The organism is Fodinicola feengrottensis (assembly GCF_039530045.1).
Classification (GTDB): domain Bacteria; phylum Actinomycetota; class Actinomycetes; order Mycobacteriales; family HKI-0501; genus Fodinicola; species Fodinicola feengrottensis.
On sequence record NZ_BAAANY010000002.1, the window covers coordinates 349,370 to 372,340 of the forward strand.

At 65.0% G+C, this 22,971-nt stretch carries 24 protein-coding genes; 15 read left to right on the forward strand and 9 right to left on the reverse strand.

The genetic code is table 11. The features are described from left to right. Positions 1–81: 81 nt before the first annotated feature. The 9 genes from ABD301_RS04105 (at position 82) to ABD301_RS04145 (ending at position 9,830) form a co-directional block, all read left to right on the forward strand. Entirely contained in the window at positions 82–1,209 is a 1,128-nt protein-coding gene (locus ABD301_RS04105) for an acyl-CoA dehydrogenase family protein (RefSeq protein ID WP_344307251.1), read from the forward strand. Positions 1,210–1,232: 23 nt separating this feature from the next. Then, on the forward strand, positions 1,233–2,447 hold the full coding sequence (locus tag ABD301_RS04110; protein WP_344307399.1) for an acetyl-CoA C-acetyltransferase: 1,215 nt from the start codon (positions 1,233–1,235) through the stop codon (positions 2,445–2,447). Positions 2,448–2,471: 24 nt separating this feature from the next. Next, entirely contained in the window at positions 2,472–4,637 is a 2,166-nt protein-coding gene (locus tag ABD301_RS04115; RefSeq protein WP_344307253.1) for a 3-hydroxyacyl-CoA dehydrogenase NAD-binding domain-containing protein, read from the forward strand. A gap of 81 nt (positions 4,638–4,718) precedes the next feature. Continuing rightward, a complete protein-coding gene (locus ABD301_RS04120; protein ID WP_344307255.1) occupies positions 4,719–5,561 on the forward strand; it encodes a crotonase/enoyl-CoA hydratase family protein in 843 nt (280 codons plus the stop codon). Between the two features lie 215 nt (positions 5,562–5,776). Then, positions 5,777–6,094: an AbrB/MazE/SpoVT family DNA-binding domain-containing protein gene (locus ABD301_RS04125; protein WP_279579586.1), complete on the forward strand. Its 318-nt coding sequence runs from the start codon at positions 5,777–5,779 to the stop codon at positions 6,092–6,094. Next, complete coding sequence (locus tag ABD301_RS04130) at positions 6,091–6,402, forward strand: hypothetical protein (RefSeq protein WP_344307257.1); 312 nt, start codon at positions 6,091–6,093, stop codon at positions 6,400–6,402. The genes ABD301_RS04125 and ABD301_RS04130 overlap by 4 nt, the downstream gene beginning before the upstream one ends. 138 nt (positions 6,403–6,540) lie before the next feature. Next, positions 6,541–7,620, forward strand: a complete 1,080-nt coding sequence (locus ABD301_RS04135; protein WP_344307259.1) for a hypothetical protein — start codon at positions 6,541–6,543, stop codon at positions 7,618–7,620. A 91-nt stretch (positions 7,621–7,711) separates the two neighbouring features. Next, positions 7,712–9,265, forward strand: a complete 1,554-nt coding sequence (locus ABD301_RS04140; RefSeq protein WP_344307261.1) for an anthranilate synthase component I family protein — start codon at positions 7,712–7,714, stop codon at positions 9,263–9,265. After that, positions 9,246–9,830 (forward strand): anthranilate synthase component II, encoded by a 585-nt coding sequence (locus tag ABD301_RS04145; RefSeq protein WP_344307263.1) that lies wholly within the window; start codon positions 9,246–9,248, stop codon positions 9,828–9,830. Before ABD301_RS04140 ends, ABD301_RS04145 begins: the two co-directional genes overlap by 20 nt. Before the next feature lie 46 nt (positions 9,831–9,876). Here the strand turns inward: ABD301_RS04145 and ABD301_RS04150 are convergent, their stop codons facing one another. Further along, positions 9,877–10,638 (reverse strand): hypothetical protein, encoded by a 762-nt coding sequence (locus tag ABD301_RS04150; RefSeq protein ID WP_344307265.1) that lies wholly within the window; start codon positions 10,636–10,638, stop codon positions 9,877–9,879. A 175-nt stretch (positions 10,639–10,813) separates the two neighbouring features. After that, entirely contained in the window at positions 10,814–11,971 is a 1,158-nt protein-coding gene (locus ABD301_RS04155; RefSeq protein ID WP_163567311.1) for a Fic family protein, read from the reverse strand. Positions 11,972–12,084: 113 nt separating this feature from the next. Here ABD301_RS04155 and ABD301_RS04160 point away from each other — a divergent pair, with 113 nt between their 5' ends. The 3 genes from ABD301_RS04160 to ABD301_RS04170 are packed head-to-tail and all read left to right on the forward strand — an operon-like array spanning position 12,085 to position 13,685. Beyond that, the gene (locus tag ABD301_RS04160; protein WP_163567310.1) at positions 12,085–12,546 is read left to right on the forward strand and encodes a PPOX class F420-dependent oxidoreductase; all 462 of its coding nucleotides are present in this window, start codon (positions 12,085–12,087) and stop codon (positions 12,544–12,546) included. Between the two features lie 12 nt (positions 12,547–12,558). Beyond that, positions 12,559–13,098, forward strand: a complete 540-nt coding sequence (locus tag ABD301_RS04165) for a molybdopterin-binding oxidoreductase (RefSeq protein ID WP_344307268.1) — start codon at positions 12,559–12,561, stop codon at positions 13,096–13,098. Next, positions 13,095–13,685, forward strand: a complete 591-nt coding sequence (locus ABD301_RS04170) for a nucleotidyltransferase family protein (RefSeq protein ID WP_344307270.1) — start codon at positions 13,095–13,097, stop codon at positions 13,683–13,685. The genes ABD301_RS04165 and ABD301_RS04170 overlap by 4 nt, the downstream gene beginning before the upstream one ends. A 7-nt stretch (positions 13,686–13,692) precedes the next feature. Here the strand turns inward: ABD301_RS04170 and ABD301_RS04175 are convergent, their stop codons facing one another. After that, positions 13,693–14,898, reverse strand: coding sequence for an MFS transporter (locus ABD301_RS04175; RefSeq protein ID WP_344307272.1), 1,206 nt, complete (start codon positions 14,896–14,898; stop codon positions 13,693–13,695). Positions 14,899–14,946: 48 nt separating this feature from the next. Here ABD301_RS04175 and ABD301_RS04180 point away from each other — a divergent pair, with 48 nt between their 5' ends. After that, positions 14,947–15,516 carry a GtrA family protein gene (locus ABD301_RS04180; protein WP_344307275.1) on the forward strand — a complete coding sequence of 190 codons (570 nt, stop codon included), beginning with the start codon at positions 14,947–14,949 and terminating at the stop codon, positions 15,514–15,516. On the opposite strand, the gene hpaB is transcribed toward ABD301_RS04180, so the two are convergent. Then, the gene (gene hpaB, locus ABD301_RS04185; RefSeq protein WP_344307277.1) at positions 15,513–16,964 is read right to left on the reverse strand and encodes a 4-hydroxyphenylacetate 3-monooxygenase, oxygenase component; all 1,452 of its coding nucleotides are present in this window, start codon (positions 16,962–16,964) and stop codon (positions 15,513–15,515) included. The genes ABD301_RS04180 and hpaB overlap by 4 nt on opposite strands. Before the next feature lie 20 nt (positions 16,965–16,984). Then, positions 16,985–17,488 (reverse strand): flavin reductase family protein, encoded by a 504-nt coding sequence (locus tag ABD301_RS04190; RefSeq protein WP_344307279.1) that lies wholly within the window; start codon positions 17,486–17,488, stop codon positions 16,985–16,987. A 104-nt stretch (positions 17,489–17,592) separates the two neighbouring features. On the opposite strand from ABD301_RS04190, the gene ABD301_RS04195 reads away from it, so the two are divergent. After that, the gene (locus ABD301_RS04195; RefSeq protein ID WP_344307281.1) at positions 17,593–18,297 is read left to right on the forward strand and encodes an IclR family transcriptional regulator; all 705 of its coding nucleotides are present in this window, start codon (positions 17,593–17,595) and stop codon (positions 18,295–18,297) included. Positions 18,298–18,305: 8 nt separating this feature from the next. Here ABD301_RS04195 and ABD301_RS04200 read toward each other — a convergent pair whose 3' ends face one another. Next, positions 18,306–18,713 carry a MarR family winged helix-turn-helix transcriptional regulator gene (locus tag ABD301_RS04200; protein WP_279579486.1) on the reverse strand — a complete coding sequence of 136 codons (408 nt, stop codon included), beginning with the start codon at positions 18,711–18,713 and terminating at the stop codon, positions 18,306–18,308. Between the two features lie 78 nt (positions 18,714–18,791). Here ABD301_RS04200 and ABD301_RS04205 point away from each other — a divergent pair, with 78 nt between their 5' ends. After that, positions 18,792–19,964, forward strand: a complete 1,173-nt coding sequence (locus tag ABD301_RS04205) for an MFS transporter (RefSeq protein ID WP_344307284.1) — start codon at positions 18,792–18,794, stop codon at positions 19,962–19,964. On the opposite strand, the gene ABD301_RS04210 is transcribed toward ABD301_RS04205, so the two are convergent. The 3 genes from ABD301_RS04210 to ABD301_RS04220 all read right to left on the reverse strand — a co-directional run bounded on the left by ABD301_RS04210 (position 19,936) and on the right by ABD301_RS04220 (position 22,921). Further along, positions 19,936–20,589, reverse strand: coding sequence for a GntR family transcriptional regulator (locus tag ABD301_RS04210; RefSeq protein ID WP_344307286.1), 654 nt, complete (start codon positions 20,587–20,589; stop codon positions 19,936–19,938). The genes ABD301_RS04205 and ABD301_RS04210 overlap by 29 nt on opposite strands. A gap of 54 nt (positions 20,590–20,643) precedes the next feature. Beyond that, positions 20,644–22,074: an alkaline phosphatase family protein gene (locus ABD301_RS04215; protein WP_344307288.1), complete on the reverse strand. Its 1,431-nt coding sequence runs from the start codon at positions 22,072–22,074 to the stop codon at positions 20,644–20,646. A 226-nt stretch (positions 22,075–22,300) separates the two neighbouring features. Next, positions 22,301–22,921 carry an HNH endonuclease family protein gene (locus ABD301_RS04220; RefSeq protein ID WP_163567304.1) on the reverse strand — a complete coding sequence of 207 codons (621 nt, stop codon included), beginning with the start codon at positions 22,919–22,921 and terminating at the stop codon, positions 22,301–22,303. Positions 22,922–22,971: the final 50 nt, after the last annotated feature.

Consider the following 22,971-nt stretch of genomic DNA (forward strand, 5'->3'; position numbering starts at 1 on the left):
AGCATTAGCATCATCCACGGAAGGCCGGACGTGACTCAGACGCACGGAGCCGCACACCCCTCGGCGGTCAGGTCGCCCTGGATGGACGACGACCTGCGGGCCGTCGCCGAGCTGGCGCGCACCTTCTTCACCAAGGAGGTCGCGCCGCGCGAGCAGGAGTTCGCCGCGCAGGGCTATCCGGACCGCAAGCTCTACCAGCGGGCCGGCGAGCTGGGCCTGGCCGGCATGTCAATCCCGGAGGAATATGGCGGCGGGGGCGGCACCTTCGCACATGAGGCGGTCCTGCTGACCGAGCAGATCAGGGCCGGCGCGCCGTCACTGCAGTTCGCCGTGCATTCCGCGATCATTCCGCACTACATCGTGCATTACGGTACAGAGGAACAAAAACAGCGCTGGCTGCCCAAGCTGGCGAGCGGCGAATGGGTCGGCGCGATCGCGATGACCGAGCCAGGCACCGGATCCGACCTGCAGTCGATCACCACCAAGGCGATTCCGGATGGTGACGAATATGTCATCAGCGGAGCCAAAACCTTCATCACCAACGGCTATCTCGCGGATTTGGTGATCATTGCGGCGAAGACCGATCCGACCGAGGGCGCCAAAGGCGTGTCGCTGATCGTTGCCGAGGTCGGCGACAACCCGGAGGGCTTCCAGCGCGGCCGGCTGTTGCAGAAAATCGGGCAGCACAGCCAAGACACCGCTGAGCTGTTCTTCGACGGCTTGCGCGTACCCAAATCCAACTTGATCGGCACCGAAGAAGGTCAGGGCTTCTTCCAGCTGATGATGCAGCTGCCGCAGGAAAGACTGATCATCGCGGTCGCCGCGATCGGCGTCATCGAGGCCGCTGTCGAGCTCGCCACCGCGTACACGAAAGAGCGGCAGGCCTTCGGCAAACCGCTGTTCGCGATGCAGAACACCCGGTTCGAGCTGGCCGACTGCGCCACCATCGCCCGGGTCGGCCGGGTTTTCGTGGACGACTGCATCGCCAAACACCTGCGCGGTGAGCTGGATGTCTCCACCGCCGCGATGGCCAAGTCCTGGCTGAGCGAGCAACAGTGCGCGGTCGTCGATCGATGCCTACAGTTGTTTGGTGGGTACGGCTACATGCTCGAATACCCGATCGCGCGGATGTTCACCGACAGCCGCGTACAGAAGATCTACGGTGGCGCGAATGAGGTGATGAAAGAGCTCGTCTCGCGCACGCTCTAAATCACCGTGCTAGGAGGGAAAAGATCATGACTGAAGCATTCATCTACGACGCCATTCGTACGCCCCGAGGCCGCGGCAAGAAGACCGGTTCGCTGCACGGCATCAAGCCGATTTCGCTGGTGGTAGGCCTGATCCACGAGTTGCGGCTGCGGTTCCCGGACCTGGATCCGGCGGCCATCGACGACATCATCCTCGGCGTCGTCGCGCCGGTCGGTGACCAGGGCTCGGACATCGCGAAGATCTCCGCGATCGCCGCCGGCCTGCCGGACACCGTCGCCGGCGTGCAGCTCAACAGGTTCTGTGCGTCCGGCTTGGAGGCGGTCAACTCGGCCGCGCAGAAAGTGCGCGCCGGCTGGGACAAACTGATCATCGCCGGTGGCGTCGAGTCGATGTCGCGAGTACCGATGGGCTCCGACGGCGGCGCCTGGGCGATGGACCCGGAGACCAACTACAACACCTCCTTTGTGCCGCAAGGCATTGGCGCCGACCTGATCGCCACCATCAAGGGTTTCTCCCGCGAGGACGTCGACACTTTCGCGATGCGCTCCCAACAGCGCGCGGCGGCCGCCTGGGCCGGCGGTTACTTCGCGAAATCCGTCGTGCCGGTGCTCGACCGCAACGGTGTCGTCGTACTGGATCACGACGAGCACATGCGGCCGGACTCCACGGTGGCGGGCCTGGGCAAGCTGCCGGCGTCTTTTGAGGCGATCGGCGAATTCGGCGGCTTCGACGCGGTGGCGCTGCAGAAATACCACTGGGTCGAGAAGATCCACCACGTACATTCGGCCGGCAACTCCTCCGGCATCGTGGACGGCGCCGCGCTCGTACTCGTCGGCAACGAGCAGGTCGGCAAGGACTTCGGCATGGTGCCGCGGGCTCGCGTGGTGGCGACCGCGGTGTCCGGCGCGGACCCGACGATCATGCTCACCGGTCCCACGCCAGCCACCGAAAAAGTGCTGGCGACCGCCGGACTTTCCGCTGACGACATCGATCTCTTCGAGCTGAACGAGGCTTTCGCTTCGGTCGTCCTGAAGTATGTCGACGATTTCAAGATTCCGGACGAGAAGATCAACGTCAACGGCGGCGCGATCGCGATGGGTCACCCGCTCGGCGCCACCGGCGCGATGATCACCGGCACCATGATCGACGAGCTCGAACGCCGCAATGCCCGCTATGCGCTGGTGACTTTGTGCATCGGCGGCGGCATGGGCGAGGCCACCATTATCGAGCGCGTCTGATTCGCGTCTGATTCCGGAGAAAAAATGACTGAGAAGAACATGATCGGCTGGGACCAGGACGCGGACGGCATTGTCACGCTGACGATGGACGACCCGGACGCGTCAGCGAACACCATGAACGAGCTTTTCGGCACTTCGCTCGCGGCCACCATCGACCGCCTGGAGAAAGACAAGGACTCGTTCACCGGCGTGGTGATCACGTCGGCCAAGAAGACCTTCTTCGCTGGCGGCAACCTGCAGATGCTGATGGCCGTAAAGCCGGAGGACGCCAAGGAGTTCACCGAGCGCGTCGACCTGATGAAAAGTTACTTCCGGCGCTTGGAAACTCTGGGCAAGCCGGTGGTGGCGGCCATCAACGGCGCCGCTCTCGGCGGTGGGTACGAGATCGCGCTCGCCTGTCACCACCGCGTCCTGCAGGACGTTAAGGGAGCCGAGGTTGGGCTGCCCGAGGTCACGCTGGGGCTGCTGCCCGGTGGCGGTGGCGTCACTCGTACGGTCCGGCTGCTCGGCATCCAGAGCGCGCTCCTGAACGTGCTTTTGCAAGGACAGCGGCACAAGCCGGCGAAGGCGCTGGAACTGGGTCTGGTCGACGAGATCGCCAGCGACCGGGATGACTTGCTGGCCAAGGCAAAGGCGTGGGCCAAGGCCAACCCCGCGGCCGTACAGCCCTGGGACGTCAAGGGATACAAGATCCCCGGTGGTACGCCGTCGAGCCCGGCCTTTGCGGCGAACCTGCCGGCTTTCCCGTCCAACCTTAAAAAGCAGCTCAAGGGCGCGCCGATGCCGGCGCCGCGGAACATCATGGCGGCTGCCGTCGAGGGTGCGCAGGTCGACATCGACACCGCGACAAAAATCGAGACGCGCTACCTGTTCGACGTGGCCTCCGGTCAGGTCTCGACCAACATGATCAAGGCGTTTTTCTTCGATCTGCAGGCGATCAACAAGGGCGGCAGTCGCCCCGACGGGTACCAGCCATGGACCTCCAAGAAGGTTCTGGTGCTCGGCGCCGGCATGATGGGCGCGGGCATCGCGTATTCGGCCGCCCGGTCTGGCATTGAGGTCGTCCTCAAGGACGTTTCACTAGAGGCGGCCGAAAAAGGCAAGGCGTATTCGGAGAAGATCCTGGGCAAGGCGGTCAGCCGCGGCCAGCTCACCCAGGAAAAGGCCGACGAGGTCCTCGCCCGGATCACGCCGACCGACAAGGCCGCGGACGGCGCCGGCGCGGATCTCATCGTCGAAGCCGTTTTTGAGAGCGCTGACCTGAAGAAGAAGGTCTTCGCCGAGGTCGAGCACGTGGTCGCGCCGGACGCCCTGCTGGGCTCCAACACCTCCACGCTGCCGATCACCGGCCTCGCCGAAGGCGTGCGGCGGCAGGCCGACTTCATCGGCATCCATTTCTTCTCGCCGGTGGACAAGATGCCGCTGGTGGAGATCATCGCCGGCGAGAAGACCAGCGACGCGGCGGTCGCCAAGGCCGTGGACTTCACTTTGCAGATCAAGAAAACCCCGATCGTCGTCAACGACAGCCGGGGCTTCTTCACCAGCCGGGTGATCGGCACTTTCATCAACGAGGCAGTGGCGATGGTCGGCGAAGGTGTCGCGCCTTCGTCGATCGAGCAGGCCACCACCCAGGCCGGCTACCCGGTCGGCGCGCTCGCGCTGATGGACGAGCTGACTTTCACGCTGCCACGGAAGATCCGCGAGGAGACCAAGGCGGCTGTCGAGGCAGCGGGCGGAAAATGGACCCCGCACCCGGCGGAAGTTGTTCTGGACAAGCTGATCGACGAATACGACCGCAAGGGCCGCTCCACTGGCGCCGGTTTCTACGACTATGTGGACGGCAAGAAGGCCGGCCTGTGGCCAGGCCTCAAGGACGCTTTCAAGTCCGGCACCGCGGAAATCCCGTTCCAAGACATGCAGGAGCGGATGCTTTTCGCGGAGGCGCTGGAAACCGTCAAGTGCTTCGACGAAGGCGTGTTGCGGACCATCCCGGACGCGAACATCGGCTCCATTTTCGGCATCGGCTTCCCGCCGTGGACCGGTGGCGTGATCCAGTACATCAACCAGTACGAGGGCGGACTGACCGGTTTTGCCGGCCGCGCGAAAGAACTGGCCGATCGTTATGGTGAGCGCTTCAACCCGCCGCAGTCGCTGGTCGAGAAGGCCGAGCGCGGCGAGTCGTACGAGTAGATTGTTCTTGCACCTCCGGGCCGGTCACGTGTGTGTGGCCGGCCCGGCTTCTTTTCGGCAGCACCGCCTTGAGAGGGACTTATGAGCATCGCCGGTTTGAAAGACGAAAAACTGCTCGCGTTGGAGGTCGAGGTCGCCGACCACATCGCGACAGTCACGCTGATCGGGCCCAGCAAGGGCAATGCGATGGGTCCGGACTTCTGGCGGGAACTGCCGATCGTCTTCCGGGCCATCGATCGCGATGACGACGTACGGGCCGTCATCCTGACCGGCTCCGGGAAACACTTCTCGTACGGCCTGGATCTGCCGGCGATGGCCCCGAATTTTGCGCCGCTGCTGGCCGACGGCGCACTTGCCAAGGCGCGTACCGAATTTCTCGCCCACTTGCACGGCCTGCAGGACTCGGTCAACGCCGTCGCAGAATGCCGCAAGCCAGTGATCGCCGCCGTCGCCGGCTGGTGCATCGGCGGCGGCATCGACGTGATCGCGGCGACCGACATCCGACTGTCCACTGTGGACGCCAAATTCAGCGTACGTGAGGTCAAGGTCGCGATTGTCGCGGACCTGGGCAGCCTGCAGCGGCTGTCGGGCATCATTGGCGAGGGCCACCTCCGCGAGCTGGCGTTGACCGGCAAGGACATTGACGCCGTACGCGCCGAGAAGATCGGCCTCGTCAACGACACGTACGAGGACAAGGACGCTCTGCTGGCCGCCGCTCACGACATGGCCGCCGCGATCGCCGCCAATCCGCCGCTGGTCGTACAGGGCGTCAAGGACGTCCTCGACGTCACCCGCGGCCCCCAGATCGCGGCCGGCCTGCGATATGTCGGCGCGTGGAACTCCGCCTTCCTGCCCAGCCGCGACCTCACCGAGGCCATCCAGGCCTTCGTCGAACGCCGTCCCCCCACCTTCACCGGCTCCTGACGATCGCCGCAGGGCCGGCGATTTTCGCATGTCGCCAGCCCGGCGACGTTTTTCCACAGGACAACTTTTCGTCCACAGATTCGGGTTGGCAGCACGTACGGCGCCGGATCCGGCCCGACCATGGAGGCATGACAGCACTCACGCAACTCGCCCCCGCTCCCGCTTCCCTGAATCCAGGATCACAGGATTCATGGATTCGTGCTATCCTGCACCCCATGGATACCCACGTTGCCTTCGTCGCGATTCAGCCGAAGAACGGCACGGTGACCATTCCCGCGCACGTGCGGCGCAAGTTCGGCCTGGACAAGCCCGGAGCCCAAGTGGAGATCGTGGTGCGCGAGCGGGAGATCGCGCTCATCCCACATCTCGCGGTCCCGGCTGGGGATGCCTGGTTCTGGACCGAGGGCCACCAGGCCGCTGAGCGTGAGGTGGACGAAGATCTCGCCGCCGGCCGCTCCACCGAGTTCGCCTCCGACGAAGAATTTCTTGGATATCTCGACAGCCTTGAAAGCGACAACCCGGCCGAGAAATGAGATTCATCACGACACCGCGCTTCGCACGTGACTACGCGAGGTCTGCGCCAGAACACCGGCGACTATTCCAGCAGGCACTGCGCGAACACTTCCTGCCGGCGGTGCGCTCCGGAGCTCTCCGCCGAGACACCACATGGCCGGCGACCCTGCGCATCCACAAGCTGAAGGAAACCTCGATTTACTCGATGACCTGGAGTTTCACCTCGCCGGACGGACGAGCGACATTTCACGTCGAAATCGGCAAAGACGGCAAGCCGACGCTCGTCTGGAGGCGCATCGGCAACCATGACATCTATGAGAAGCCATAGCTGGTAAGCACGAGTGATGGCAGACAAAGTCATCACCGCTCGACGACCGGTCCGCTGTGCGTCGGATCCAACTGGTCATGGCCCGAGGCAAGCACTAAAACACCCGTACGGTCAGGCCAGCACCCGTACGATGCCGCCATGGGGGAACATGTCGACACCATCGTCGAAGTCGAGATTCCAGCACACGTCAGGTGGCACGCATTCAAGGCCAACAGCAGGACTCTCACGACAGGTGTCTGGATCTGCACGATTCTGTGCCTCGCGGCCGTGGCACTGGCCGTCTCGACGCTTGGTTCCCGACCGATCCAAGACCTTCAGCCGACTGCCGGAAACTGGGCCGTATTCCTGCTGACAGTGTATTTCACCGTCATGATCACGGCACGCAGACTAGCCAAGCTACGACTGAAGCCTTCAGACCGTCGCACGGCCGGCTCAGCTTTCTTTCGGGCCACTGCTGATGAATACACGCTGACGACCGAGAGCACGATATTCCGCTGTCCGGTGGAAGCCATTTCGTCGACTACCCAAACGCGTCGTTTCCTCAATCTACACGTCGACGAATCAATGACGTTTTCGTTGCCGCTGAAGCTGCTCAGTCCCGAACAGCGCCAGCGACTGGCGGACAGCGCGTGCCCCAGTGGGGAAGAAGTGTTCGCGTTAACCCCAAGCCGTCCTGAGGTGTCGGAGGCGGCACTCGTGGTGATTGAGCTCGCGGCCGATCCCGTCCCCCATACACGTGCCACTGTGGCGGTGCTTGAACGTACGCCTCGACGAGTGGCCAAAATAATCGCCTACGCTCCGATCGCCGTGGTGATGACGATCCTCCTGATCTGTCTGGCCGCCACCGGATTCCGGCCGAACCTGAGTTCGGACGGCCTTGACATCCCCCGGCTCCTCCCGCCTCTCTTGATCCTTCTCCTGGTCGGCGTTCTCTACGTCGGACTCATCCGCGGGGTGAGCCGAACCAGTCCCCGACGACCTGACGCGCCGTGCACGGTGGAGGTGACCTGTCGCGAGATCGTGGTGAGAAGGGGGCAGTGGTCGTACTCGATGGCTTTCCGGACACCGACGCAGGCTTTCCTCGCACACGCCGACCTGGTGTTCTGGTCGGACGGTGACATCATCGGGCTCCCACTCGCGATTTTGGGGAAGCACAGGTTCGCAGCAACGATGGCCGCGTTGAGGGCAGCCGGCGTGCCAGTCATTATGGCCGGGTAGAGTGACCCCATTCACGCTTCGGGAGGAGGTTGGACGTGCGCATTCCTAACATCTGGGTCACTGCAAGCTGGCACCTTGAGGGCTGTTCGAGTTGGCGCCTGAGCATGCTGTCCGCCTCGACCCGGCGCGGCCGGTGACCCGGCCGGACGCCGCCCGCACAGAAACGACGACCGTGGAAGTCCGCGGTACGTCGCGTTCGGTGGCGTTTTTCGACCCGCTGGCGAGCTTTGTGGCTCTTCGCGAGGCGTACGGTGAAAACGACCTTTATCTGCTGGAGTCGCTGTCTGGTCCGGAGACGGACCGGCGCAGCTCGATGATCGGCATCGGCCGGATTCTGACGATCACCGTCACTATCGACAAGGTCACGCTCGACGGCGCTCAGGAGCTGGTCGAGCGGGTCAAACAGGCGTGGCAGCGGGCCGGGGTCTTCAAAGAAGAAGACACCCTGCGATCCCGCAAGCATCTGTGGGATTTGTTGCGCGCGGTGCAGGGTGTCTTCGACGTGACAGCGTTGACGCCCGAGCAGCACAGCGGTTTCGGGCTGTTCGGCTACTACGGGTACGACACGACCTGGGCGGTCGAGGACCTGCCGATGCTGATCGAGCACGCCGGCGACACCCCAGACATCGTGCTCGCGGTCTACCAAGGCCAGCTGGTCCAGGACCTGGCGAAACGGCGGGCCCGCATTGACACGTACGACGGCGGTGCGGCCTGGGCGCCGCTGGACGTGGACGCGGTGCTCGACCGGCTGACCGGCATTCCGCTCGACGACGGCACCCCGCGGGTGCCCAAGCCGACGAAGGTCGAGCAGCCGACCACCCACGAGCATTACGTGAAGGGCGTGGAAACCGCGCTCGAACACATTCGCGCCGGTGACATTTACCAGCTGCAGCTAGGACAGGAGCTGCGCGTCACCACCAGCGCGGATCCGCTCGCGGTCTATCGCCGGCTGCGCGCCCGCAATCCCTCGCCGTACATGTATTACGTGCCCAACGGTCCACAGACGCTCGTCGGTGCCAGCCCGGAACTTTTCGTACGGCTGGAAGAAGATCTGATCACCATGCGGCCGATCGCCGGCACCGTTCGGCGCGGCCGGGACCTCGCCGAGGACGAAATGCTGGCGGCCCAGATGCTCCGCGACGAGAAGGAGGTCGCCGAGCACATCATGCTGGTGGACCTCTGTCGCAACGACATCGGACGGGTTTGCCGTACGAACACACTGGAAGTGCCCGCATTGTTGACGGTGGAGGCGTATTCACACGTCAGCCACCTGGTTTCCACCGTGATCGGCCGACAGATGTCCACTATGGACGTGTGGGACATCATGGCGGCGACCTTCCCGGCCGGTACGATGACCGGAGCCCCGAAAGTACGGGCGATGGAGATCATCGAATCGCTCGAAACGACCCGCCGCGGTGCGTATGCCGGTGCCGTCGGACAGATCAGTTTCGACGGCCAGATGAATCTCGCGTTGAACATCCGCTCGACGCTTTATCACGACGGCGTCTACCAACTGCGGGCCTCGGCCGGCATTGTCGCGGATTCCCGGCCGGACCGGGAATGGGCGGAGACCTGGCAGAAACTCGGGGCGCCCTACTGGGCCATCACCGGTGAGGAGGCAGCCGATGCGGGCGTTCGTGATTGACGCGTACGACAGTTTCGTCTATGTCGTCGCGCAATATCTGCGGCTGCTGGAAATCGAAGTCCAGGTGCACCGCAACGACAAGATCGACTACCACGACGTGCTGGCGGCCAAACCCGATCTGCTGATGCTAGGCCCCGGCCCGGGACATCCGGCGGACGCGGGCTATGTCGACATTGTGCGCGAGGTCAGCAAAGACATCCCGACCATGGGCGTTTGTCTTGGTCAGCAGGCGATCGGGCTGGTTTTCGGCGCCGAGGTCAAGCGTGCGTCCCATTTGATGCATGGGAAAACCAGCGTCATCGAGCACGACGGCAAGGGCTGTTTCAGTGCGTACGAAAGCCCTTTTACCGCGACCCGCTATCACTCACTGATCGTCGACAACGTCACCGGTGACCTGGAAGTCACCGCGCGCGCCAAAGACGACGGCTATGTGATGGGGCTGCGGCACCGTGAATGGCCGGTCGAGTCGGTGCAGTTCCACCCGGAAAGCATCAGCACCCAGGAGGGTCTGAAGGTTTTCCGCGGCTTCGTCGAGACGTACGTCAGCACCCCGGTCTCCGCCTGAGCTGCGCCCACCTGACTAGCCGTGAAAGGCCAGTCAGGTGGGTACGTCATGAGCTGCCTCCGCTGGCCACCAAGGCGGTCAGCGGCCCCACGATGACCGCGACGACAAGACAAACGATTCCGACGATCGCTGTCTCGCTGGCAATCGGAAACAGGCTCCCGGCGGTCTCCCCATCGACCGGGACGAAGACGGCCACTAGCGCGATGACCCCCGGGACCACCTGCAGGGCGCCAAAACCCACGCCGGTCAGCAAGCCGGCACGCGCCTCCCGGCCAACTGCCGCACCCGATTTCACCAGTGCCCAGACCGATCCAGCCACCGCGAACACGGTGGCCAGGCCCCCCACCGCCATACTGAGGCCGAGAATCAGCTGCGTCGCATGAGGCACCGCAACCTCGTTCATCACCATCATCGCTGCTAAGAAGCTAGTGGCCACACCAAAAAGTTCGGACACCAGGACGACGACGGCGGCCGACAGAACGACCGCGACCGCAGCACGCATCGGTCGTACGAGCGTGACCAACGCGCCAAGCGAAGCACAGACCAAGGAGATGATGAACTGGGCTACAGCCACCGGAACAGCACCGGTGAGCACCACGATAATCGCCGCATGGACGATCCCGGCCAACAGCCCGACCCCGACCGCGACCGGCAGCGCGATCGCCAAACCATCGTGACCGGATCGAAGTGTCATCGCCAAAATCGCGCAGGACGCGGCGAGAATGGCCACCATGACGGCCCGGTTCGGCACGCCGACAAGGATTCCAGGCACCACGTAGCGGATGGGGTTCGTAGCGTTCAGCGCCATAAACCCGACAGTCATCAGGACTGCGATGGCAGACAGGACGATCGCGACTCCTGCGGCAAGCCGGCCTTTCGTCGCGAGTGCATCTGATGAAGGTGAAAGAACGGTCATCGGCTAACTCCCCGTGTGTAGCTTCAACGCCCGTACGCTACCGCCCGCCGACCTCCGGAAAAGCGGATTAGGAGGTTTGCTGGACCAGTTCCGCGCGGAGATGGGGATAGGGATCCGTCAGTTCGTCGCGACGCCCACGGACTTGCCTGCGGATGTGCAGAACGGCGTGGGTGGCGACGTAGTGACGGCCCTTGGTCTCTCCGACCGGACGAAGCAGACCCTCGTCGACCAGACGCCCGAGATCCCGTGAGGCAGTACGTTCCTCGATGCCGGTGCTTTTCACGTAGGTCGACCGGCGCAGGCGATAGCCGTTAATCGCGTCAAAGAGGAGGTCAGACACGCGTTCAGGCAGTCCATGGCTGGTCACCAGGTGATCGATCTCCTCCCAGATCGCGCCGGTCTCCTTGATCCGGCCAGCGATGGTTTGGGCCTGCATGTGGTGCGCCCGCAGATTGAACGCGACCCAATGGTGCGCGTCTCGCTCCGGATGCCAGGCTCCCTGTCCCGTACACGCCAGCACGCGGTAGTAGTCGTCGGCATTATGCCCCAGCCACTCCTCAATGCTGGAAAATGCAGGCTCGACAATCGCGTCACGAGAGAGCACCTGCGTCTGCAAGGCCCTCGCCATCCGACCGTTGCCATCACGGAACGGATGGATCATCACCAGGTTCAGATGAGCCATGGCCGCTCGAACCACGGCATCCGCCTGACTGTTTTCGCGCAGGCTCAACGCCAACTCACTGACCAGAGCCGGGATCTGCGAGGCGAGTGGTCCTTCATAGACAACCTGGCCCGTTTTATCGTCACGCACATAAATCGGTCCGGTCCGATATTGCCCTGGGCTCTTGGCCAGATCGTGGGACAGCATCATGTAGTGCATGCTTCGCAGGCTCGACGTGTCGAAGTCGAAGTGCGGATCGGCAGCCATCTGCAGGACGAATCCCAGCGCCTGCCGATAGCCCCTGATCTCGGCGAAGGTGAGGGCATCGGCGCTGAGTGGATCCACGTCATCCAGCGCCGCCGCCGCGTCGTCCTCGTCAACGACATAGCCTTCGATGCTGTTCGACCCCCGAATCGCACGTGCGAGCATCGTCCGCCGCAGACTGCCTTGCCAGCGACGCGGAGCACGCAGGTGGCTGGCCAGGGCACGCCTCATGCCATGGATCTCGGCTAGTACGACGTGATCGACGCTGTCCAGGGGCGGCGCCTTGAAGATGGTCATCATTGTCCTAATGTCTCTATTCTTAGGACAGCATAGTCCAGCCAGCGGCTATGGCGTACATCCGACCGCGGCCGCCTGCTCGGCGGCGGGCCGGCCCGGCGCATAGGCTTGGAGATATGAGTCCTCAGATTGCCACCAACACGGCCGTTGACAAGGCGGCGCTCGTCGAGTTCCTGAGCAGCCGCCACAACGCGATCGTGATCACCCGACGCAAGGACGGCGGGCCGCAGGCATCCCCAGTGACCTGCGGTGTCGACGGCGAGGGGCGGATCGTCATCGCGACTTACCCGGACCGCGCCAAAATCCGCAACGCCCGGCGAGACAATCGCGTCAGCGTACTCGTCATGTCGCCCGGTTGGTCCGACCCGTGGGTGCAGGTCGACGGCGAGGCCGAGGTGCTGGACCTGCCCGAGGCAATCGAGCCGCTGGTCGACTACTTCCGGTCGATCTCCGGTGAACACCCGGACTGGGACGAGTACCGTGCGGCCATGCAGAAGCAGGGAAAGTCACTGCTGCGGGTGACCCCGCAGCGGTGGAGCCCGGTGGCGACCGGCGGTTTCCCGGCCAGCCTCGCCTAAGCAGGAGGTTTCATGCGTACGATCCGCTTCCTCGCGCTGTCCGCCGCCGCGGTGGCCACTGCGGCCGCGCTGTCCAGTGCCGCCGCACCGACCGCCGCGGCGCCAGCCACTCCGGCCCATCAGTGGTGCAAGGGCGGCGCGGTGATCAGCGGAAACGTCTCTCGGCCGGGCTGCGCGAGCGCCGCGAGCCTGGCCAAACTGGCGCAGAAAACAGTCACCGTGACCTTCTCCTCCAGCGCCGGCAACCAGACGCACACCTTCAGCGGCCCGCTGCTGCTCGATGTGATCACTGCCGCCAAGCCACGTTTTCCCAGCACTGTCAAGAATGTGCAGCTGCGGTACGCGGTGCTGGCGACCGGCTCGGACGACTACCAGGCGACGGTCGCGTGGGGCGAATTCGATCCGAAGTTCGCCGGAAAGCAGATTTTGGTGGCCACCAAACAAGACGGCGTGGCGCTCGCGATGCCGCGGCTGGTCGTGCCAGGCGACACCGCCGGCGGCCGATATGTCTCCGACGTGGTCTCGCTGCGGCTCGGTCGCCCGTTCCTGTGAGCGTACGGGCGCCGCGTCCGCCGGTCGCCGGCCTGCTGCTGGCGGCCGGCGCCGGCCGGCGCTTCGGGATGCCCAAGGCGCTCGTACGACACCGCGGCGCGCTGCTCGTCGAGTCGGCCGCGGCCGTACTAGCCGACGGTGGCTGCTCCCCCGTCATCGTCGTTCTCGGCGCTTGCGCTGAAGAAGTAGCGGAAAAAGCCGAGCTTGCGGGCGTACGTACGCTCGTCAACGACGACTGGCCAACCGGCATGGGCTCCTCTCTGCGGCACGGCCTGGACGCGCTGGCAGGCGACCCGGAGTTGGCCGCCGCGCTGATCCTGCCGGTCGACACGCCAGGCATCACGGCCGCCGCGGTCCGCCGCGTCGCCGCTTTCGCCAGCCCCAGCGCACTGGTGCAGGCCAGCTACTCCGACGTACGCGGCCACCCGGTGCTGATTGGCCGCGACCACTGGGCGGGCGTACGCGAAGTGGCCGTCGAGGACCGCGGCGCCCGCGACTACCTCAAAAGTCACGTCGTCGCCGAAATCCCCTGCGAGGACATCGCCGACGGCACCGACGCCGACCGCCCAGAAGACCTCCCCGACTGACGGTCGGTCAGGTGCGCAGGGCGGCGGCCGGGAGGTGGCGTTCCAGGGCGCGTACGGCGACGGCGGCCAAGGCAGCCAGTGCCGCGATCACGATCCACGGAAGGATTGTGGCCACCGCGAAAAGCTGGGTGAAAAGCGCCGGCGCCAAGACGTTCGCGAAAGCCCACGAATACTGGAAAGCGGCGATATAGCGACCCCGGCCGGCGACCGGGCTGGCACCTGCGGACAATCCGTTCGAGGTTGGGCCGTGCGTCATTTCGGCCGTGGTGAAAGCGGCGGTCACCACGAAAAGCAGTGGCACGACCAGGATCGACGGCGTGCGGACAGCCAGCGCCAAGCAGACCGCCCAGCCAGCCCACAGAATTCCGGAAAACATCATGATGCGAACCCGGCGGCGGCCTTTCAGCCATCTGACAACCTGGGTTTGCAACAACGCGATGGCGACCGTGTTGGCCGCGAAGAGGACGCCGGTCACCCAGCCAGGCTGGTGCAGTCCGAGGTCCACGTAGATGGGTACGCCGACGCCAAGCATCACCGAGCACAGGGCGAAAATCGTGTTGATGCCGATCAGAGCCAAGTAGGGTCGATTACGCCCGAGCGGCACCGACGGCTCGTTCGCCTCTTTCTCATGAGTTGCCGGATTTCCTGACTGGCCAACGAGCATCACCACCGCGGCCGCCACCACGAACGAGAGCCCGTTGACCACGATGACAAAGTGGTACGCGGCATGCGTACCGAGCAGGACCAGTCCGGCGCTGATCAACGACCCGACGCCGATGCCGGCATTCTGCACGGCGCCGAAAATACCGAACCAGTGGTCCCGGCGCTCCGGTTCACTGCGTTCGGTCACCAGCGTGAAAACCGCGGACCAGAAGAACCGCACGCCAACCGCGACGGTGAGCGCGGCGATCACCAGCCAGAACGGCGTACGGACCGCGAGATAGCCGAGGAAGCCCGCGCCCTGCAACAACAATCCGATGACCACCACCAGGCGCGACCCGATCCGGTCGACCAGCATGCCGACCAGCAATGGCAGCGGCAGCGAGATCAGGTTGGCGACGGTCAGGCAGATGCCCACGGTGCCGGCCGGAATGCCGGCCACCACAATGAAATAAAGCAGTGAGACCGGCAGGAAGATGCCCGTCCCGACCATGTCGATCGCCAACGCGACAATGACGGGAGCCATCGCGCGGGACCGGACGGCGGTAGTCACGAGGTGCCAGCGTACGCGACCGCCAGGCCTACCGGAAATGACTTTCCAGTGACGATCCGACGTACGAACGCCGGTGCGCTGGCGGCGACCACGGGTGACCTGGGCAAGATCGGTGCTGTGAATGGGCGTACGCGTGCGGAGCGGTTCGGCGACTTCCTGACCGGCTGGGTGGACCGGCTGCCGGCGGGCTCCCGCCGTGTGATGCCGCGCGACCTGGTGGGTTTCGCGATTCTCGGTGCCTTCACGCTCGGCATCGATCTCGCGCTGCTTTCGTTGCTCCGCGCGACAACTTCGCTTCCGTTGGGAGCGGCCATCTCGATCGCTTACCTGACCGCTTTCGGCCTGAACTTCGTGCTGAACCGCACGATCAACTTCCAGTCACACGCACCGGTCGGCAAGCAGGCGATCAAGTACGCGTTCGTGGTTCTGGGTGACTATCTGCTCACGCTCGGCGTAACGACCGTACTTTCCGGGCTGGGCCTGGACTTTCGCATCGCCCGGCTGACCGCTTCCTTCTGTGTCGCCATGTTCACGTACAGCGCGTCCCGCTGGTGGGTCTTTCGCGAACCCCGCAGGGAACCCGCCACGGCGGCGGATTCCCTGCGGGAAAAGGCCTAACCCCGGTGCAGGAATTCCTGGACGCGGTCGACATACGGCTGGCGGTCGTAGCCACTGACCAGCGCACCAGCCATCCGGACCGGGTCGCCGAAGAAGTAGTACTCGTACAAAGCCTGCCGGCCACCAAAAGCGGACACCGCCAGGTCCCACGCGAGCCGGAACAGGCGCACCCGCTCAGCGCCGTCCAAGGTAGCCGACTGCAGATACTGCGCGATATCGGCCGATGCCGGGCCGGACACGTCCGCCTCGGTCGGCAGTGACATCAGGCCGCTGGCGCCGAGCTTGCGGATGATTTCCGGGAAACGCTGGTAAAGCTTGGGATAGTAGTTGCGGGCCGCGTTCAACGGCTCCCATTTCGGCGTCAGCACACCGTACGCGTTGACCGTCGCGTCCGCTTCCGAAGCCCGCAGCAGGCCGCGCAAAATCTCCAGCGCGACAATGATCTCGGCGACGTTTTCCTGCACGTGGCTGAATTTCTCGATGCCGATCGCCTCGGTCAGCGCGGACACCAGGCCCAGCACGAATTCGGTCTTCGCGGTCGTACGCGTGACGACCTGGTGGGACATGTGCACAACCGCGCCGGTGTCGCTGTAGAAGGTGTTGCACAGCTCCGGATGCCCGAGCATGAACACCCGCTCGTACGGCACGTGGACCTTGTCGAAGATGACGACCGCGTCCATCTCCTCGAAGCGAGTGGACAGCGGGTGGTCGAAATGTGAGCCGCCGTAGTCAAAAGACTCCCGACAGACGAACCGCAGGCCAGGCGCGTCACACGGAATCGCGAAGGCGAACGAATAGGGCGCGTCCTCGGGCGTACCGCGCAGCACCGTCGACGGGAAGACGAGCAACTCATCAGCGGTCGGTCCGATGGTCGCCAGCATGCGCGCGCCTTCGACGACAATTCCGTTGTCATCCTCGGAAACAACGCGGGCGGTCAGCTTGCCGCCGAGCTGCTGGCCGCCGCCCGTGGCCCGGTTGGCCTGCGGCGGGATCAACGTGTGAGTGGTCAGCAGGTCCTGCTCGCGCACCATTTCATAGTAGTTTTTGATGTTGTCGGCGAACCGCGGATCCGCTTGGCGGAACCAGTCCTGCGCCTGCGACAACGCCATCAACGCACTGTTCAGGTAGTCGCCCGTACGGCCAAGCGAGCCCATGCTGTAATCGGCCCAGGTCTTCACCATGGTCCGGCGAGCGACCAGATCCTCGGCGGTTTTCGGGACCAGGAAAGAGGTTCCGACCCGGTCACCGCTGGTCGGCGACACATACGTGAGCTGGTCGCGAAACCGTTCGTCGTGCTGCAGATCGAAAAGCTCGGCATACGTGCGTACGACGTTGCGAAACGCCGGGTGTTCAGGGATCCCGCTGGTGACTTCCTCACCGTTGATGTGGACGGTCGGCCGCGCGTTGGCCAGCCGCTCCACGTACTCCTTGCCTGTCCTGGCACCCATCGAGGTCCGCCTTCCCAGCTCTAGAGGAGAAATTCCATCCCGGTGTCCGGTTCCGCGACACCGGTGAATCTGCTGTTCCCGTACGCGAGCGCCTCGCCGTCCCGATACGCCACATCGGTGACTTCGCCCACCACCAACGTGTGATCGCCGCCGTCGTAGCAGCGCCATGGCTTGCACTCCAGGCACGCCAGCACACCGGCGAGCCGTGGCACCCGTACGCCCGCCACCCACCGCGGGTCGACCGGCCGCACACCGGAGAAGCAGCGGGCCACCGCTTCCTGTTCGGCACCGAGCACGTTGACGCAGAATTCGCTGCTGAGCAAGGCATCGTGCGACCGCGCGCGGTGCGCGATGCTCACCAGCACCAACGGCGGCGTCATCGACACCGACGTGAACGAGTTGACCGTGATCCCGCGCGGGCCGTCGGCCTCGAAGGTCACCACCACGACACCGGTGATGAACCGGCCCAGTGCCGCTCTCAGATTTCCGGCTGCCAGCCGGTCGGCAGGTGTGTCACGCACCATGACTCGGAGTGTAGTACGAAATCCGTACGCCGTGTACCCCTTCCGTACACACTCCTTCTCGGATTTGCGGCCACGTGCGCGTTCCGACCGGATATCGTGCGGGAATGAATACGCCGGGTAAGCCGACGCCCACCGAGCACGCCGGAGCCCACTCGCTCACCCTCGAGCGCGGCCTACGCGTGCTGAAGACGCTGGGCGACCATCCGGACGGGCTGTCGGTGTCGCAGCTGGCCCAGACCCTGCAGACGCACCGGGCCGGCATCTACCGACTGCTCGGGCCGCTGGTTGAGCAACGTTTGGTGATACGACTGGAAAATGGCCGCTATGTGCTGGGCCCTGGGCTGATCGAGCTGGCCAGCCGAGTGCGGTCCCGGTTGCGCGAGGTGACCGTGCCGATCCTGCAACGGCTGGCCGACGGGCTGCGCGCCACCACCGCGCTGACCCTGCGGGACGGCGACGAAGCGGTGGTCGCCGCGGTCCTGCAGCCACGCAGCACGGACCTGCACATCGCGTACCGCACCGGCCTGCGCCACCCGATCACCGTCGCCGCCTCCGGCATCGCACTCCTGTCCGGCCGGCCGGCCCGCCCCGGCGAGCGCGACACCGTCACCCAGGCCCGCAAGGCCGGCTACGCGATTTCGCACGGCGAGCTGCTGGCCGGCGCGAGCGGCGTCGGCGCGCCGATCCAGCTGCCCGGCCGCGAGGTCGACGCGAGCATCAGCGCCGTCTGGGTCGACGACCGCGACCCCCACCTCGCCGGCCGCGAAATCGTCAAAGCGGCCCGCCAAATCACCTACGAACTCGGCTAACGCCCGGGCTAGCTCGAAACCAGCGCTCGCAGGAGTTGGCGGAGGGACTCCTGCTGGGACGTGGTGAGCGAGGTCAGCGGGGACTGGGTGTCCAGCCGTTTGAGTACGTCGGCGCGAAAGCGATGGCCGGCCGAGGTGAGGACGATCTGCTTGGCACGCCGGTCGGACGGGTGCGGCTGACGCTCGATCAGGCTCTGCTCTTCCAGCCGGTCAAGGATGAAGGTCGCGTTGGACGGCTCGCAGACCATCCGGGTGGCGAGCTCGCGGGCGGTGATCGGCTCGGAAAGCTCACGCAGCGCCACCACCTGAGTCGGCGTGATGCCCAGCTCGTCGGCGATGTGGCGCACGTGGACATCGAGCCGCTGCGCGAACTGGTGAATCAGCTTGCACACGTCCCGGTCCATCTCACTGTCCACACAGCGACTCTAGCGCGTACGCTTCGAACTGTGATAGTTCTAGTTCGCATTATGTGAACTCGAATCATTGGAGTACGCGTGCCTGTCTCCGTCTTTTCCCTCATGCTGGTGGTGTTCAGCCTCACCACCGGCGAATTCGTGATCGCCGGCATCCTTCCCGAGGTGGCCGGCAACCTGTCGGTGTCGATCCCGGCGGCCGGTCTGTTGGTGACCGCGTACGCGCTCGGGATGATCATCGGCGGCCCGGTGGTGACCGTACTCACCGCACGGCTGCCCCGAAAACCGCTCATCATCGGCCTGATTGTGGTCTCCATCCTCGGAAACCTGGGGTCGGCGCTGGCCCCGAACTACGCTCTTCTGCTGATCGCACGATTCTTCGCCGGGCTGATCGTGGCGACCTTCTTCGCTGTCGCCATCGCCGTCGCCGTTTCCACCGCGCCGCCCGGAAAAGAGGGCTCCACGGTGGCGAAACTGACGCTGGGCCTGAACCTCGGCATCATCCTGGGCACCCCGATCGGCACCTTCGTCGGCCACACTTTCGGCTGGCGAGCGACCTTCGCAGCGGTCGCCGCGGTCACTGTGCTGGCACTTTTGTTGGTGCTTCTGTACGTCCGTACGCCAACAACGCCGTCAGCCGGATCGGTCCTGGGTGAACTGCGGGTGCTCGGCAATCGGGGCGTACAACTCGCGATCATCCTGACGGTCGTGGGCAACGTCGGCATCGTCACGGTTTTCTCTTACATCACGCCACTCCTGACCGGTGTCAGTGGTTTCAGTCTGGCCGCGATGCCGGTTCTGCTGCTGGTGTACGGCGCCGGCGCGGTGGCCGGCAACTTCCTCGGCGGCTGGCTGACCGACAAGGCGCTGATGCCGTCTTTGGCTGGCCTGCTGGCCGTCCTGGCCTTGGCCCTCGGACTTTTCTGGCTGCTGAGCGGATTCCCGGTGGCCGCGGTCGCGCTGACGTTCGTCATCGGCCTGCTGGCTTTCGCGATCGTCCCCGGCACCCAGACCCGGGTGCTGACCGCGGCCGCCGGCGCACCGACGCTCGCGCTGGCGGTCAACGCGTCCGGCTACCAGTTGGCGGCGGCCTTCGCCGGCTGGCTCGGCGGCGCCATCATCGCAGGTCCGGGCGTACGCGCGATCTACCTCGTCGGCGCCGCGCTGACGGTCGCGGGGCTCGCCATCGCGCTCGGGTCACTCGCCGCCGACCGCCGGGCGGCGGCTATGAACGGCGTGCCTGCCACTCGGTGAAACTCTGCACGGTGTGGAGCTTGTGTTCGCGGGCCGCCGTTTCGATGGCGGCCGGGCCGGCGCCGGTGGACATCAGGTCGATCAGGCCGTCGTGCTCCGCGATCGAGGCCTTGCCACGGTACGGGATCTGCAGGAAAACCGTCCTGCGGATCCGATCCAGCCGGGCCGTGGTGGCCTCGATCAGCTCGACCAAATAGGGACTCGGGCAGCGAGCGTAGATGGCGGCGTGGAATTCTCGGTTGAGGGCACCAAAAGTCAGCGAGTCCATCCGGTCCAGGCAGTCCACCATCCGCGCGTTGATCTCGCGCAGCAGCCGCAGGTCCTGCGCTCGTACGAGCGGAGCGGCGAGCACGGTCGCATAGCCCTCCAGCACCGCGAGCACCGACAGCTCCTCGGTGAACTGGCCCGGGTCGACCGGCGACACCCGAGCGCCGACCTGTGGTTCGAAGATGACCAGGCCCTCGGCCTCCAGTCGGCGGATCGCCTCCCGGGCCGGCACCGCGCTCACCCCCAGCTCGCTCGCGATGCCGTCGATGACCAGCCGAAAGCCCGGGCCGTAGGTGCCGGCCAGGATACGTTTGCGCAGCTCGTCGTACACCAGCTGCTGCTTCGTCGGCCCTGCCACCCCCCTACGTTAGCCGTCCCCGGCCCGCCGGCGTCGGATGCCGAGCGATCGACCTCAGGGAGTGTGCGGGCGGGTGCCCGGCTCCTGCTTCGGCGGGGTCTGGGCGGCGCCAGGCAGGGTCGGCGCGGGCAGCGACCAGACCTCCTTCTGCGCCTGCTGCAGCTGCTTGCGGGTGTCCGGCAGCCGCGGCGGGTACGGGCGAGCCGACCGGAACCGGAAAGCGGACGTGAGGTCCCCGAACGTCTCCCGCCGCCAGTCGCTGATGTTCGGCTCGTGCACGCCGGTCAGTTTTTCCAGGAAACGCAACACCGAAGTGTGGTCGAAGTTCTCGGTCGCCACCCAGCCGCCGGCGGTCCACGGCGACACGATCACCAGCGGCACCCGATAACCGGCACCAATCGGCAGTCCGCCGATGAATTCACCGGCGGTGCCGGCCGGCGGGGTCGGCGGCACGACATGGTCGAAAAGGCCATCGTTCTCGTCGTAGTTCAGGATAAACGCGGTCTTGCGCCACACCTTCGGGTTCGACGCGAGCGCCTCGATTTTGCGGGCCACGAAATCCGCGCCGGCGGCCGGCAGGTAGTTCGGGTGCTCAGATTCGTACGAGGTGGGAATCAGCCACGAAACGGTGGGCAGCCGGTCGTTGCGTACGTCATCCTCGAAGTCATTCGGATGCCCCTTGCTGACGCCCCGGTCGTAAAGCGGATCGCCAGGTTTGGCGTCCAGGAACGGCTTGAAGTTCTCCAGCATGTTGCAGCCGTAGTTGTCGATGGTCTGGTAGACTTTCCAACTCACCTGCGCCTGCTGCAGTCGCTCCGCGTACGTCGTCCAGGTGTAGCCACCCTTGGGCGCCACATTGCTGATGATCGGGCCACCGCCGAGCCCGGCCGGATCGATGGTGCCGGTCATCCACATCATCCGGTTCGGCCAGGTGGGGCCGAAAACTCCGCAGTGGTAGTGGTCACCGATGGTGAATGCCTCGGCCAGCGCGAACTGGAACGGGATGTCGTCGCGGTTGTAGTAACCCATCACGTACGGGCCGTTGGCCTTGTCGGCGGCCCGGTGCGCCGGCAACCACTGGTCCATTTTCCCGTTGTTCCAGGCCTGGTGCTGCACCGACCACGCGTGGCTGGTGGACGGGATCGCCTGCGCGCTGCTGGATTTGGTGTCCAGGTGGAAAGGCAGCAGGTAACCGTCCGGGTTCACCGCGTCCGGCTGGTAGAAGACCGACTTACCGGTGGACAGCGTGATCGCGGTCGGGTCGTCGAAGCCGCGTACGCCTTTCATGGTCCCGAAGTAGTGATCGAAGGACCGATTTTCCTGCATCAGCAGGACAACGTGCTCGATGTCGCGCAGATCGCTGTTGCGCGGTGCCTCGGCGGCCAGCGCACGTCGTACGTTCGGTGGCAACAGCGGCGAGGCGATCGCCGCCGCACTGGTCGCGGCGGCCGCGCCGAGCAGGCGGCGACGGGTGAGTTCGGGCATGGTTGGCTGCCCTTTCGTGGTCCGAGGGGATTACAGGTCCGGGGGAATCTGAATCGCGGCAATTTGCCGTAGCCGGTTCGAAAGGCGAACGACAGGCCAACATTGGAAGGCCATCGCGTACGAAATTGCCCGGCAACCGCGATATACGGTGACTTAGCCGGGCAATTCGCAGCCGAAGTCTAAGACAGACTTAAACCCTAGTCTCCAGCGATCTGGCCGCAGGCTGTCAGCAGCGGCCGAGCATCGAGGAAAGCGCGCTCTTTTCCGCTGAAGTCACCGAAAGTTGATAATAGAACTTTACCTCGACCCAGCGGGTGGCATAGGTGCACCAGTACGACTGCAGAGGCGGCTTCCACACGTCCGGCGACCGATCTCCCTTGGACTGGTTCACATTGTCGGTCACGGCCAGCAGCTGCGGCCTGGTCAGGTCGTTCGCGAAAGCCTCCCGCTTGGCCGTCGTCCAGGTGCTGGCCCCGGTCATCCAACTGTCCGCCAGCGGCACCATGTGATCGATATCGACGTCCGACGGCTTCGTCCAGGTGGCACCGTCGTACGGGCTGGTCCAGGAGCCGGCGGTCGGATAGCAGTTGCTGCCAACGGTGACATTCGTGCCGTCCCGTTTCAGGACTTCCTCACGGGTGTCACACGTCCCGGAAACGATGTGCCAGTGCGGAAACTTGTCCCGACTGTAGCCAGTCAGCGGACCATTCGGCTTTACCGTCAACGCGGCCAGTTCCTGGCCCGGGGTGTCCGCGGCGGCTGGCGGCACGAACACCGCCATCGTCGCGACAGTGAGTAGGCTGACGCTCATCGCGGTCAGCGTGGGGCGGAAGAATTTTCGTCTCATGGCCCGATTCCCTCAATATTTCCGGCAGGTGTCGGGACGCCGCGAACCTG